The organism is Pseudarthrobacter sp. NIBRBAC000502770, from assembly GCF_006517815.1.
GTDB classification, from domain to species: domain Bacteria; phylum Actinomycetota; class Actinomycetes; order Actinomycetales; family Micrococcaceae; genus Arthrobacter; species Arthrobacter niigatensis.
Window position 1 is genome coordinate 494,027 of record NZ_CP041198.1, and the last position, 13,642, is coordinate 507,668.

10 protein-coding genes are annotated in these 13,642 nt (G+C 59.7%); 7 read left to right on the plus strand and 3 right to left on the minus strand.

Annotated elements, in window-relative coordinates:
- Positions 1–67 precede the first annotated feature (67 nt).
- Complete coding sequence (locus tag NIBR502770_RS02675) at positions 68–571, minus strand: Lrp/AsnC family transcriptional regulator (protein ID WP_141180946.1); 504 nt, start codon at positions 569–571, stop codon at positions 68–70.
- A gap of 93 nt (positions 572–664) precedes the next feature.
- Here NIBR502770_RS02675 and hisC point away from each other — a divergent pair, with 93 nt between their 5' ends.
- On the plus strand, positions 665–1,756 hold the full coding sequence (gene hisC / locus NIBR502770_RS02680) for a histidinol-phosphate transaminase (protein ID WP_141180947.1): 1,092 nt from the start codon (positions 665–667) through the stop codon (positions 1,754–1,756).
- Between the two features lie 42 nt (positions 1,757–1,798).
- On the plus strand, positions 1,799–3,211 hold the full coding sequence (locus NIBR502770_RS02685) for an amino acid permease (protein ID WP_141180948.1): 1,413 nt from the start codon (positions 1,799–1,801) through the stop codon (positions 3,209–3,211).
- 638 nt (positions 3,212–3,849) lie between these two features.
- Here NIBR502770_RS02685 and NIBR502770_RS02690 read toward each other — a convergent pair.
- Positions 3,850–5,301, minus strand: coding sequence for a hypothetical protein (locus NIBR502770_RS02690; protein ID WP_246857372.1), 1,452 nt, complete (start codon positions 5,299–5,301; stop codon positions 3,850–3,852).
- An 83-nt stretch (positions 5,302–5,384) separates the two neighbouring features.
- Positions 5,385–6,944, minus strand: coding sequence for an HNH endonuclease signature motif containing protein (locus NIBR502770_RS02695; protein ID WP_141180949.1), 1,560 nt, complete (start codon positions 6,942–6,944; stop codon positions 5,385–5,387).
- Between the two features lie 236 nt (positions 6,945–7,180).
- Between NIBR502770_RS02695 and dcm the strand changes: the two genes are divergently transcribed.
- Genes dcm through NIBR502770_RS02720 form a run of 5 tightly spaced genes read left to right on the plus strand, consistent with a single transcriptional unit; the run spans position 7,181 to position 13,636 of the window.
- The gene (gene dcm / locus NIBR502770_RS02700; RefSeq protein ID WP_141180950.1) at positions 7,181–8,491 is read left to right on the plus strand and encodes a DNA (cytosine-5-)-methyltransferase; all 1,311 of its coding nucleotides are present in this window, start codon (positions 7,181–7,183) and stop codon (positions 8,489–8,491) included.
- A gap of 3 nt (positions 8,492–8,494) precedes the next feature.
- Complete coding sequence (locus NIBR502770_RS02705; protein ID WP_141180951.1) at positions 8,495–9,763, plus strand: type II restriction endonuclease; 1,269 nt, start codon at positions 8,495–8,497, stop codon at positions 9,761–9,763.
- On the plus strand, positions 9,756–11,543 hold the full coding sequence (locus NIBR502770_RS02710; protein WP_168223108.1) for a DEAD/DEAH box helicase: 1,788 nt from the start codon (positions 9,756–9,758) through the stop codon (positions 11,541–11,543). The genes NIBR502770_RS02705 and NIBR502770_RS02710 overlap by 8 nt, the downstream gene beginning before the upstream one ends.
- Entirely contained in the window at positions 11,540–11,980 is a 441-nt protein-coding gene (locus tag NIBR502770_RS02715; RefSeq protein WP_141180953.1) for an EcoRII N-terminal effector-binding domain-containing protein, read from the plus strand. Before NIBR502770_RS02710 ends, NIBR502770_RS02715 begins: the two co-directional genes overlap by 4 nt.
- Positions 11,981–11,983: 3 nt before the next feature.
- Positions 11,984–13,636, plus strand: a complete 1,653-nt coding sequence (locus NIBR502770_RS02720; RefSeq protein WP_141180954.1) for an ATP-binding protein — start codon at positions 11,984–11,986, stop codon at positions 13,634–13,636.
- The last annotated feature ends 6 nt before the right edge of the window (positions 13,637–13,642 follow it).

The window sequence follows — 13,642 nt, forward strand, 5'->3', positions numbered from 1 at the left end:
CTGGGATTTTTGGCAGCAGACGAGCCCTGATGTGACAATTTGCCCATTTGTGGTGCGCGTCACCCGCCTATTCTGCGGGGCGGGATTCCTGCTCCGACAGCCGGCTGATGAGGCCGTCATAGCGCGGCGGCATGAGTTCCAGGATGGAGATGGCCGTGCTGGTCCGCTCGATCCCGTCGATCTCCAGGATCTCGTTGGTGATGCGGTAGAGGTCGGCGGTGCCGCGGGCCACCACCTTGGCCATGAGGTCGGCGTCGCCGGTGGTGGCGTGCACCTCGATGACCTCCGGGATCGCGGCGAGCCCGTTCTCCACGGAGCCCGTCCGGGTCTGGCTGATGGAGAGCGAGAGGAAGGCCATGAGTTCGTAACCCAGTGCGGCGGGGTCCAGCCTGCGGCTGAAGGAGCGTAGCGCGCCGCTGCGCTCCAGCCGTGCCAGCCGGGCGTGGACGGTGTTTCGTGCGACGCCGAGTGTCCGGGAGAGTGCCAGGGCGCTGGCTTCCGGGTCCTTGTCCAGGGCAAGGATGATCCTGCCGTCGAGCGAATCGAGGGTGCGAGAGGTCGCGATGGTCATATTTTCACCACAAGTACTAGAAGTTGAGCAGAAGTCCCAAGCACCGAAGCGTACCTTGCATTGTGGTCCCGGTCACTTCCATGATCGGTCTTCATGAGCCCTGAACAACTCCTGGCCCCGCCCGTAACCACGCTGCCCACCCTTCGCGCCGCCGTCACCGGACTTCCCGCCTACGTCCCGGGGCGCCGCAGCCTCGGCTCGGACATCGCCGCACTTGCCAGCAACGAAAGCCACTACGAGCCCCTTCCCGCAGCCGTCACTGCGGTGGCCGAAGCGGCCGGCAGGATGAACCGCTACCCGGACATGGCCGCCGTCGAACTCCGGGAACGGCTCGCCCGGCATCTGGGCGTCACCCCGGAGGAGGTGGCGGTGGGACCCGGCAGCGTGGGCGTCCTGCAGCAGATCATCACCGGACTGTGCGACGCCGGGGATGAGGTGGTGTTCGCGTGGCGCTCCTTCGAGGCGTACCCCATCCTGGTGGAGCTGGCCGGCGCCCGTGCGGTCCGCATCCCGCTGGACGACGCCGAGGGCCACGACCTGGACGCCATGGCCGCCGCCGTCACCGGCCGAACCAAGGTGATCCTGCTTTGCACCCCCAACAACCCCACCGGAGTGCCGATCAGCCACGACCGCCTCGAGGCCTTCCTGCAGTCCGTGCCCTCCAGTGTCCTGGTGGTGATCGACGAGGCCTACGTGGAGTACGCCGACGCCGGCCCCGATTCCCTTGCGCTCTACCGCCGGTACCCGAACGTCTGCATCCTCCGCACCTTCTCCAAGGCCTACGGGCTCGCAGGTCTGCGCGTCGGGTACGCCATTACGACGGCGGCGATCGCCGAAGGTTTGCGCCGCACCGCCCTGCCGTTCGCTGTGAGCGCACTGGCGCAGAAGGCGGCCATCGCGTCGCTGGACGCAAGGGAGGAGATGGAAGCGCGGGTTTCGGCGGTGAAACAGGAGCGCACCCGGATTGCCGCGGAGCTGGCAGCCCAAGGCTGGAAGCTGCAGCCGAGCCAGGGCAACTTCCTGTGGATCCGTGCCGACGGCCAGCTCCTGGCGAGGCTGGTGGACGCGTTCGACAGTGCGGGCATCATGGTCCGGGCCTACCAGGGCGACGGCATGCGGATCACCGTTGCCGATCCCGCCTCCAACAACCGCGTGCTCCGGCTCCTCGAAGCCCACGTGGTCTGAAGCTTTATCCCCAACAGTTACCAACAACTAAGAGGAATCCCCATGGAACAACAGACAAAGACGTCTGCCCGCCCCCTCGGCGCGGCCCTCAAACCCCGGCAGCTCACCATGATGGGCCTCGGTAGTGCGATCGGCGCGGGCCTGTTCATCGGCTCCGGCGCGGGCATCCAGGCCGCCGGACCGGCAGTTCTGATCTCCTATCTTGTGGCCGGCACGCTCATCATCCTGGTGATGTGGGCGCTCGGCGAGATGGCGGCGGCCAATCCGGACAGTGGCGCCTTCTCCGTCTACACCGCGAAGGCGTACGGACCGGTGGCCGGCGCCACGGTCGGCTGGCTGTGGTGGCTGCAGCTGGTGGTGGTCATTGCCGCCGAGGCGCTCGGTGCGGCTGGCCTGCTGGCCACCATCTTCCCGGCGCTGCCGGTGTGGCTGATGGCCTTCGTGTTCATCGTGGTGCTCACCGCCGTGAACCTGACCAGCGTGAAGAACTTCGGCGAGTTCGAGTTCTGGTTCGCCCTGCTGAAGGTGGCGGCGATCGTCGGGTTCCTGCTGGTGGGTTTTGCGCTGCTCTTCGGCTGGCTGCCGGGCGTGCAGTCGCCGGGCATGGCCAACTTCACCGGCGCCGGCTTCGCGCCCAGCGGCTTCGGCGGGATTGCCACGGCACTGTTCGTGGTGGCGTTCGCGTTCGGCGGCACCGAGATCGTGTCCGTTGCGGCAGCCGAGACGGCTGAACCGGCTCGCAGCGTGAAGAAGGCCGTGCGGACCGTGCTGTGGCGCATCCTGGTGTTCTACATCGGTGCCATCTTCGTGATCGCGGCTGTGGTTCCGGTGGGCTCAGCCGGGCTGAAGAGCCCGTTCGCCGCGGTGCTGGACGCAGCCGGCATGCCGGGTGCGGCTACCGCCATCACGCTTGTTGCCGTCGCGGCACTGCTGTCCGCGCTCAACGCCAACCTCTATGGTGCCTCCCGGATGGCCTACTCCCTCGCCGAGCGCGGCGAAGCCCCGCGTTGGCTCGCCTCCGTGTCCAAGGCCCGGGTACCCGTGGTTGCCGTCCTGGCCAGCGTTGCCTTCGGCATTGTCACGGTGGTGCTGGAGCTGGCCTTCCCCGAGAAGGTACTTCCGGTCCTGCTCAACATTGTCGGCTCGACGTGCCTGCTGGTGTGGACGTCCGCGCTCCTGGCCCAGCTCGCACTGCGCCTTCGTGCTGACCGCGCGGGAACCGAGCTTCCGCTGCGGATGCCCGGATTCCCGTGGCTGACATCGCTTGGGCTGGTCATCCTCGCGGTCATCTTCACGGTGGGCTTCATCGGCGAGCAGTCGCGGCCGCAGTTGCTGAGTACTTTCGGGCTGGTGGCGCTGCTGGCGGTGGGGTGCTGGGCGAACCACCGCTCCCGGAAGGTTACAGCCGCGGTGAAGGTTTCGGACGAGAACAAGTCGCCGGTGCTCATCGACTGACGGTCGGGATGAAGCCTCATGCAAGGTGCCTTAGGGAGGGCGTGTCCGTGTATCCGGGCGCGCCTTTCACGGTCATTTCGATGCAGTGAGTCGGGTAGTGACTATTGGCTCGTTGCTGCCGCTCGTCAGACTTGGCCTTCTCAGTATCAGTGCATTAAAGTTGCATTTCTGGCGGCCACGTCCTTCGACCGCGGGCCGACACGCTTATGTCGCATCAGTACGAGTACTCAAAGCCCTTGCCGTTATTACCAAGTATCACCAAGGTTCCATGAGCTGCCGGCAATCAAGGATGAGTTTGGCAGTAACTTTTTCTTTAGGCGCCATGCCCGCCGACGGGAAGATCAGTGTGGGTCATCGATGCAACCGAAGGTAGCGGCGGAACTCAGACTGCCTTTGAAAGTGGTTCCATGCTCTCCAATGTCTGGAAGTCATAACCTCTAAGCGAAATCGATCAAGGGCAATCAGGTTGCCTTGCTCAGGCTTGTAGTAGCTGGCCATGTCGCTAGTGCACTCGATGGGCGCATTGGAGTTTACAGCGATCTTAGCTTGGAGTGTGTGCCGGACTATCCTTCACTGATCGTGCCGAAAGTTCCTTACCTAAACGCCGGCTGGCCGGCGTTTAGGTAGGCCTTAAGCTGTCAGCTCCGGCTGCCAGCATGGTATTGCCGGTGCCATTCAAAGTAATTTCGCGAACCCTCCCTGTGGGCTCTGCACGGGCGGCCGACCATGTCGGCGACCCGGTCCTCGACGCCCTCAGTACTACGATCACCTCGCTCAAGCCTTCCTTGCCCATTCACTACGACGTAGCCGAGCTCGAACAGGGCATCGCAGCCGAAGAGGCACGCGAGCATGGACACATTGAGCGTGTCCATGCGTTCCTCCTCCGAGCAGGCCCAGCGGGGCTTGATGTGGGCCGCGACCAAGAGTTCTTCTGGAAGGCGTCGGTCGCAGAGCGAGCATCTGCTGCCCCATCGCCAAAGTTGTTGGTTTCGGAGGAATCGTTGTTCGGCACGTAGCGCAACGGTAGCCAGCCTGTCGGTCAGTGTGCCGGGATAGCGCTTGGAAAACTTGAATTCCAACCCTTGGTCGTCCAGGGTTTCAATCGTTACCTCCAGACCTCCCCGTCGAAGCAGCTTTAGGGCACTATCAGCCTCGATGGGAAAGACATACCCGTTCCTTAAAGTCCCATTCGCGGTGACGGGGCCCACGCCATGGTTGAGCAGTGTCAAGGCAACGTCTCGTGGAACCCGAAATGTGTGGAGGGGGTCGGTTAGTACTAATTTGCCCTCAGTATCAGGAGTTACGTCGTTGTAACCGCGAGGCGGATAGGCCGGCTCGGGTCGAGTAGCCACGCGGCTAAGGCCACGAACTTCTGGGCTCGCATAGTGAAGAACAAGGTCACCTGGTAAGAGTTTGTCCAAGATGCGCCAATGATCAACTTGCTGGCCACGGCGGTCCCTCAGAGGCGCCCAGAGCGTCCCGTCTACGTAAACAGGATCAAAATTAACTGATTGGTTTGCCCACCAAAACTGGGTGTCAGGACCAACATTGATCCCAGGAAGTCCGGCGGCTAAGGATGTCTCCCCTTGGATATCGACCAGCTTATAGCCCAAACGTTCCAAAATGGCTCGCGTCTGCTCACCTCCCGACAGCCTTGGAGGCCCATCTTTGCCGCAGCCGAACTGAAGCTGAAAAGCCATGGCAACCAAGGGTTTACTGGCAATAGCCTGCCCCCGGTCGATGACCACGTAGCGGTGGGATTCCTTGAACCTGGTTCGCGATATAAATTCCTCGCTACCGAGCGCGTGCCATAGCTCGATCGCTTGCCGGATGCTTTGCGACTCCAATTCAGCCCAAGAATTCTTCATGCGTTCCTTCATACATGATGGTGAGCGATATTTAGCATAAAGTTGCACGCGCTGCGTGAATGTCGTTTTGATACGCAAACCTGCACCGCCGATAACTGCGAAGAGTCTTTTGTATTCCCTTGGCAGCCAGCCCAGTAGAGCCGGCTCATGATCAACGAAAATGCGGACCTGCCCGACGACGTTTTCGCGAAGCCGCCAGGTTCCGGTGCCGTGATGAAACACGCGGTGGCCGTTGAGAGTGTCCGCTGGAAACGCGAGCTTAGTGGTCGTGAACTACCACTCGTTGGGCTTTGAACGTCTCAGACTCAGTCCTTCCAATTAGACGGAAGAGCTTCAATGCCGTTGACATACTCTCCTCGGAGCTCCACACCGCGGAAGGCGTTAGCAGCGTCCTGGTTCTTGGAAAGAGCATCTTTTACAGCCCTTGTTTTGGACGTCAAATCAAGGTCGCAGGTCCAAATCGGGTGTGCCGCGATGCGGTGGATCCCCTTGACAATCTTTTGTCTCTGTTCCTCCGACGGGGTTTTCTCCAAGAGGGCACGCCCTTCTTCGTCGATGGTCAGCGTCTGACGGTACAGCTTCCGAATGAGAATCGCGATATATGCTAGGGCGCTTTGATACTTCATGCGGTCCCGGCGCACTGCGTCCGCGCCGCTTAATTCGACACCACCCTCGGCGTTGTAAAAAGCCTCATCGGCGAGCGCATCTAACGCAAAGCGGATATTTTCTATCTCTCTCGCTCGGGCCTTTTGCCACTCCTCACCCATCTCGGACAGTGGTGACATATGGCGGAGGTTGGCAACTAGCTTTTGCTTGAAGGCTGTCTCGGTTATCGAGTGATGTGCCGCCCTCTCCCTACCATCACGGATTACAAACTCGAGCAACTTCAGTCCCTCCAACTGAAGCACGTCTTTTAGTAACTGCGCTTGGGCAGCGTCTTTAGCGCGCTTTCTGTCTTGGGGTGGCAGCCACTGGATCAGGCCCGCCTCCGAGGCGTATTCCGCACCAACAGATTCCTCATACTCCACTGCCCGAGCAGACCACTCTTCTCCCATCTTCATGGCATTCTCAAAGCTGGAAAGTGGAAGTTTTTTAATGCGTGACTGGATCGACCCCACAAGCCGGATTGTCTTGTCCTTGTCCAAGTCGAGGTAGACCTTAATGACGCTAGTCTTTCGGCCATGCATCCACATCGCTACGCTCTTGTGCTGTCCATCGAACATAGCTAGCTGAATCTTGCCGGATTCCTTACGTATTAGACGGCAACTCGGCGGCTCGTGCAGTGGGTTTCCCTGGGTGTCAGCATAAATCGCCCACGCCTGCGGGATCTTGATTGTGCGCGGCTGGCACTCATCATCGTTATAGATTGCCTCGCGGGGGACCTCGAGGAAGGTGTACTCAAACGATTCGCCCCTGCCGTCAACCTCGCGAAAGACGACAGACCCCACTATGTCTCCGTTAGGCAGATGCCACTTCGCTTGTTTGTCTCCGGCCTGCCACTCAAGGTGCGACTCCGCAACCTCATACCCGAAGTGCTCAAAAAGGTCAGAGTACTTCACGACGCCGCCCCGCTCATGGGCGAACGCCTTTAGCTCCAACCAGGGCCTCACATCCACTGTCGGGTAATTTCGCTTGGCACGATTACATGACTCGTGTGCGAGGTTCAGGTTGTCTCTTGACGTTGCGCCCCCCTCACCATCGGGACTGTCATGGTCAGGCTCGATGTCGTCCGTGGCTTGGTTCATCATCCTCCTGCATAGGTGGCAGAAACCCGCAGACTTGTCCCACAGAAAATCCTCTAGCCCGGACCGCTCCTCAGCGGTCAAGGCATCCCGAATCTTCTTTGAAATTTTGATGCCAGCCATCAGTCGTACACCTCCACGCTCAACTCTATGGTTTTACTCCGCCAGAATCCTAGGGGCGCCACGCCTCCCAGAGGCGGTCAGGGCAATCGGCCGATGGCGCTGCCGCCCGTGGGGGTGTTCCGCGTCACGGGTACAAGACTCCTTGGCCATGACGTTTATGCTGAGGCACGGCTCGAAGGCGTGTTCGACCGGCGCGCCTTCCTCGCTCTGGGTCAAATACCTGACACGATGTCATCATGACGACACACTCTGCCGAGCAGGTCCAAATACTTCTCACCCAGGCGCTACAGCGATTTAAGAAAACCGAACTGGCCTCAGCGCTGGGCGTGGAGACTAGGACTGTGGCGCGGTGGGCTGCGGGAGAGACGACACCCAAATCATTCGTGGGTGCCGCGCTGGAATCACTCATGACGCCGTCCTCAATCCAGCTCCATGAGGACCCTGACTTCACGTTCATCGACACATTTGCCGGGATAGGTGGGATCCGTCAGGGCTTCGAGAGGCACGGTGGCCGATGTGTCTTCACGTCGGAATGGAATCCATTTTCTAAGAAGACGTACACGGTGAACTTTGGCGACGGGCATGAGTTCATCGGAGACATCGTCGGCCAGCAAGCCATTGTTCCGCCCCACGACGTCCTCCTAGGCGGTTTCCCATGCCAGCCGTTCTCGATCGCCGGCGTAAGCAAGAAGATCTCGCTAGGACGCCCTCACGGTTTCGAAGACCCGACTCAGGGGACGTTGTTTTTCGAGCTCAAGGAGATCATCAAAACCACCCGCCCCGCGGCGTTCGTTCTTGAGAACGTGAAAAACCTGAAGTCGCATGACAAAGGCAATACCTTCAAGATCATCATGGCTGTGCTCCGGGAGGAGCTGGGTTACGACGTCTACGAGAAGGTGATCGATGGCGGACATTTTACTCCGCAGCACCGCGAGCGCATCATAATTGTTGGCTTCGCGAGGAAGACTGAATTTACATGGGATGACTTGGTCCTGCCGGAGAAGACCAGTCACAAATTAGGAGACATACTTCATCGCACTGACGGAACAGAGCCTGTGTTGCCGCACGACGGGGACAAATACTTCAATCATGCTGAGATGAAGGTCAACGATAAGTTCACCTTGACAGAGGGCTTGTGGGCGTACCTTCAAAACTACGCTAACAAGCACAAGGCTGCCGGGAACGGGTTCGGCTTCGGACTCGTCAACTCCGAGGGCCGCACTCGTACCCTGTCTGCCCGGTACCACAAGGACGGCTCGGAAATTTTAGTAGAGCAGCCCGGACAGCGTCCGCGCCGGCTCACGCCCCGCGAATGCGCTCGACTTATGGGCTTTGACGACTCCTTCGTCATCCCCGTTTCCGACACCCAAGCCTACAGGCAGTTCGGTAATAGCGTCGTTATGCCCGTGTTTCAAGAAGTTGCACGCATTATGAAGCCGCATCTGATGCAGGTCAAAGCCACGATAGCTGCCGAGCAAGCAGAACTTGAAGCAGCCGGCGCACGAGAGAATTCCGGCTCTGCGGCCGCGGTGGAAGCAGCCGCCTGAGCCGTGATCAAAATTGGGGACTATTTCCAAGGCTTTGCCGTTAAAGTCTTGGCCGACGTCGACGTCAATAAGCTCTCTTCAAATCAGCATGAATTCAATGGAAGTAAAGGCTTCCGGGATCTGCTGGGTACGCCCGTTGGCAAGACGCACCTGCCAACCAAGATGGCGTATCTCGATGATGATCTGGAGGAGATGCCAGAACTGCTCGAATCATCGCTGACGTGGTACGACACTCGTGAGAACCACCCTACGCGGGGTGCGGAATACCGCCTCTTGTACCTGTCAGAGGCAGAGCGCGTCATCTACCGGGCCCAAGCCGGCGACACGCTTTTCCTCGCCAAGGAGAAAAACGGGGACTTGATTCTCGTAATTGCCAGGCAAGGTTCTACGATTCTGCGGCAGCTGCAGTGGATCTTCGATGTCCACCGCGAAAACGAGACGCTGTTCGTTACCACTGACATGGATGCTCAGCCTGGACGTGAAGAAATGGCCAGCGAGGAACTGCTTGCCCTGCTCGGCATTGCGGTTGACCTTAGTGACGACGACCTGCTCGATACCATCCTGCGCCGCTTCAACGACACGTTGTGGCCATCAGTGGTGGACTTCGCCCACTTCGCCCGCTCAATGGTCAAACACGTCGACCCCGTTGAAGACCCAGACGGCACGCTCATGCGCTGGGTTGGCATGGAGCACCGAATGTTCCGCACTCTCGAGAAGCACCGCATCAGCGGCAGGATTGCCAATGGCTTCTTGGACGCTAGTGGCGGCGTGGACGTCGAGGGGTTCCTCAACTTCTCCAAACAGGTTCGTGGCAGGAGGAGCGTAAGGGCCGGGCTCTCCCTTGAGGAGCATGTCTCTTCCGTCCTCAGCGCAAACGACATCCGCTACGTGAAAAAAGCCAAGACAGAAGGCAAGAAGGAACCGGACTTCTTGTTTCCCTCCAAAGCTGCTTACGACGACCCGACGTTCCCGCCCTCATATTTGACGATGTTGGGCTCCAAAACCTCACTCAAAGACCGGTGGAGGCAGGTCCTAAACGAGGCGGATCGGATTCCGGACAAACACCTGCTCACGCTCCAACCCGCGCTGTCCGAGGACCAAACAGCCGAGATGCGTGCCGAAAGACTCCAACTCGTCATCCCCCGGGAGCTGCACAGTCAAGGGTTCAGCCCGGCTCAGCAGACATGGTTGATGGGACTGGATGATTTCATCGTCGAGGTCAAGGCGCGGGAAAATTCACGCACCAGCACTGAGGGGATCTCCCATGGCTGAGTGGAAAGTCCAGGATGACCAAATCTTCGTGAACGAGCAGGCCAATTGGCGGCCAGCTACCGTGCAGGAGATTGCCGAAGCCGCAGCCGGCCCGGGGCGGGATATCCGTCAGAATACGGGTTTGCGCTTTGGCCGTATCGCACTGGCCCCAGCTGTGTTTTTTCGCGGAGCGTTGCCGGATGCGGCGCGTGTAGGTGTTGGTGTTCGGCGGGGCGGGACGCTCATACCTGTTCCCGGCGCCGATGCCCAAGGCGTCATTCACGACTCCCGTTGGCATCCACTGGACTTGGCTGCGGTCCACGCCTGCTTCGCCTTCCTCGACAAGCACGAACTCTGCAACGACTCGGAGATCTCGCTCGGTAGTTATCTGTCGGTGAAGGCCGATGCCGCCGGTGCAGCGCTCATGTTTGATGAAACGGTGGCGGATAGCAGGACGTCACTGACTCAGGTGGTCAGAGACTTCCTGACTTTGGGTCTCGGGATTGAGCTGTTCCCCTACCAGCAGGCTGGCGCAGAGTTCTTGGTCGCCATGGCAGAACGCGGCGTCGGGGCGCTGCTGGCGGACCAGATGGGGCTGGGCAAAACCGCGCAAGCGATCGCCCTGCTGCTGGACCAGTGCGGCCGTGGCCCTTCCCTAATCGTTTGTCCCGCGTCACTGCTGCGAAACTGGTCCCGGGAAATTGGACACGTGGCTCCATCTTTATCGGTCGTCACACATGCGGGAACGCTCCGGACCGGCGTAGCAAGTGGTTTGGCCAGGCATGACGTCGTCATCACCTCCTACGAAACCTTGGTGAGCGACTTGAGCTTCCTCAGCGACATTTCTTGGAACATCCTCGCCTTGGACGAAGCTCAGATGATCCGCAACCCGGAGACAGGTCGCGCCCGAAGCGTCAAATCCCTGAAGCGCAGGGTCTCCCTGGCTCTGACCGGCACGCCCGTGGAAAACCGTCTCCTCGATCTGTGGTCCATCGCCGAGTTCGTCGTCCCAGCCCTGCTTGGTACCAGGGAAGCCTTCGAAGAAGCCTTTCCCGATGAACTCGAGCGGGCCGAGTGCCTCGGACAAATTATTTCTCCGGTCACCCTCCGACGCTTGGTCGCCGACGTCGCAACCGACCTGCCCGACCTCCTTCAGGTCGAAACCGCATTCGAACTTCCCGAGGATGTTGCTGGGCGCTATGCCCAAACGGCCGCCTCTAGCGCCGGCCCTCTCGCAGCCATCACAGCGCTGCGGGTACTATGCGCCCACGCGGAAGGGGACGAATGGGGTACAGGGGAGAGCGCCGCGCCCAAAGTCGACCACACCATGCGGATCGTTGCCGAGGCCTTCAGCAGTGGGGAGAAAGTCTTAGTCTTTGCTTCCTTTCAACAAGCCCTTGATCGGATGTTCGAAGCTGTAGGGACTAGGCAACCGGACGCCTTCCTTGCCGTCATAGATGGAAGGGTCCCAGTGCCCGACCGCCAAACGATCATCGATCTTTTCACCGCTTTCCCAGGTCCCGGGGCGCTGTTCATGAACCCCCAGGCCGCCGGCGTCGGACTCAACATCACGGCAGCAAACCATGTCATCCACTTCAATCCCGAATGGAATCCAGCGCTGACCAGCCAAGCAACGGCACGGGCCCACCGCAGAAGGCAGACTTTGCCGGTCACCGTCCACCACCTCTTCTATGAAAATACCGTGGAAGAAGATGCACTGCTGCGATCGGACTGGAAGCGTGCTTTAGCACGGCACGTGGATGAGGGAGCGACCAACACGAAAGAAGGACCCACGGTATGACACGGCTTGGAGAAGTCAGGAAACTTCTCAGCGCAAACGATCTCGGCCTGACCGGGGCACACCAAGCAGGGATCACGATTCCAAAAGATCCCGAGATTCTGGCCTTCTTTCCTCCCTTGGATGTCACTGCCTACAACCCCGACTTCTGGATGACCGTCGCCACGCCGGAAACAGGCCAGCATTGGTCACTTCGCTTTGTCTACTACAACAACAAGACGCACGGCCAAGGAACTCGTAACGAGTACCGATTGACGCATACCACCCAGATGTTGCGCGCCTTATCAGCATCTGCGGGTGACGAGCTCGCGTTCCGGCGGAGCAGCTTTGGCGATATTGAGGCTGTGCTCCACGAGGCAGAAGACGTGACCGCGCGAGAACCGATGGAAACTATACTTCGCAATGGATGGCGCATGATCATCACCGACAACGAGGACTGAACTATGGCAAAAAACACGAAGATCGTGCTTCCCGACACGACGCGTGTGATTGAGGGGTTCCGCGATACCGGATATACCTTCGAAGCATCGATCGCTGACATCGTGGACAACTCGATCGGTCCGGGCACCGCGCAGAATGTGTCCATCAGGATGGGGCTGGACCCAGCGAACAACCCCATCGTAGAAGTCGCGGACGACGGCGTCGGCATGGACCTCGACGGCTTAGAAAACGCCATGAGATACGGTGCTGACAGGCAAGAGAATCAGAACAGCCTGAGCAAGTTCGGCCTTGGACTAAAGACAGCATCCACGCAGTTCTGCCGCCGTCTTGTCGTGGTCTCACGTCCGCTCGACGCCGAGGAAGCCTATGCAGCTGCGTGGGATCTTGACACAGTGGCAGAAACGGGCAGCTGGGTCCTCGAACACGACGTCGCCGACGAAACGGAAGCGGCGGCACTCGACGATGCCTTGGACGAGCTCTCTTCCCTGGCTGGAAGTGACCCGGCGACGGGGACGCTGATTATCTGGGACAAGATCGACCGGCTCCTCAGGACTCGAGGCGGCAAGGAAGCCAAAAACCGCGCTATTGCAATGAAACGCAGCGAGGCAATCCTGCGCGAGCACTTGCGCATGGTTTTTCAACGCTTCTTGGACCCGGAGGACAGCAGGGCTAGAAATGTCAACATTTACCTGAACGGCGAAAAGCTACGCGCTTGGGATCCCTTTGCTGAAAGTACAGGCGGGGACATGGTGAAGGAGAAGAAGTTCACGTTTGAGCTCTCAGAAGGAGACCCGCACACCGCGTTGTTGCGCGCCTTCATCCTGCCGCGCAAAGACGAGGTCGAAGATCTCCAAGCATGGCAGGAAGCCGCAGTATCGCTGGGACGCCAAGGGATCTACCTGTACCGGGAAGGCCGGCTCATCGATGGGCCAAGCTGGCTCGGCACCGGAGCGGCCGAAACGCACATTAACAACCTTAGGGTCGAGTTGTCCTTCGACGCTCAGCTGGACCCCGTATTCGGGGTCGGGATCAAAAAGTCCGGAGTCCACATCGATGAAACACTGATCGAGCAGTTAACGGACATCCTTGCACCGCTCCGTCGTGAAGCCAACAAGCGCTCCAGGGCCGGAAACGCAAAAGCCGCCGCAGGCGGTATGAACGGCACCCGGCCGACCGAGGTGACCTTAGGCCGTCTTAAGGGCAACCTCACCATCCCGACCATCACCGCGGGTTCCGACGGTGCCGTGGTGATGGTGAACAAGACCGGCAGTGTCCCGGTCATCGGAGCTGATGGCCAACCATCCGGGATAGTAAACGTCACCGTGGAGGACGAATTCGCCTCCATGAACGTCGTCCGACGGGAGTCCCTCAAAGACGGTGTGCTCTGGGACATGTCGCTTTCAACAAACAACATCCTCCAAGTCGAACTGAACGCCGGACACGATTGGTACCAAAAGGCCTACCTTCCGGTCGCCTCTAACAGCACCATGGCCCAAGCCATCGAATTTCTCTTTTACGCGATGGCGCAGGCCGAGCTCGACGCCACCGACGCAGATACCCAGGAAATGTTTGAAGAGATTCGTGTCGACATCAGCCGCAACCTTCGCAAACTTGTAAAGGACTTGCCGTCCCCTAAAACGCCCGAAGATGTCTGACCACGC

Bases quoted from the DNA above. Each gene is read 5' to 3' on its own strand.
- NIBR502770_RS02675 (WP_141180946.1), bottom strand. From the start codon at position 571: ATGACCATCGCGACCTCTCGCACCCTCGATTCGCTCGACGGCAGGATC.
- hisC (WP_141180947.1), top strand. From the start codon at position 665: ATGAGCCCTGAACAACTCCTGGCCCCGCCCGTAACCACGCTGCCCACC.
- NIBR502770_RS02685 (WP_141180948.1), top strand. From the start codon at position 1,799: ATGGAACAACAGACAAAGACGTCTGCCCGCCCCCTCGGCGCGGCCCTC.
- NIBR502770_RS02695 (WP_141180949.1), bottom strand. From the start codon at position 6,944: ATGGCTGGCATCAAAATTTCAAAGAAGATTCGGGATGCCTTGACCGCT.
- dcm (WP_141180950.1), top strand. From the start codon at position 7,181: ATGACGACACACTCTGCCGAGCAGGTCCAAATACTTCTCACCCAGGCG.
- NIBR502770_RS02710 (WP_168223108.1), top strand. From the start codon at position 9,756: ATGGCTGAGTGGAAAGTCCAGGATGACCAAATCTTCGTGAACGAGCAG.
- NIBR502770_RS02715 (WP_141180953.1), top strand. From the start codon at position 11,540: ATGACACGGCTTGGAGAAGTCAGGAAACTTCTCAGCGCAAACGATCTC.
- NIBR502770_RS02720 (WP_141180954.1), top strand. From the start codon at position 11,984: ATGGCAAAAAACACGAAGATCGTGCTTCCCGACACGACGCGTGTGATT.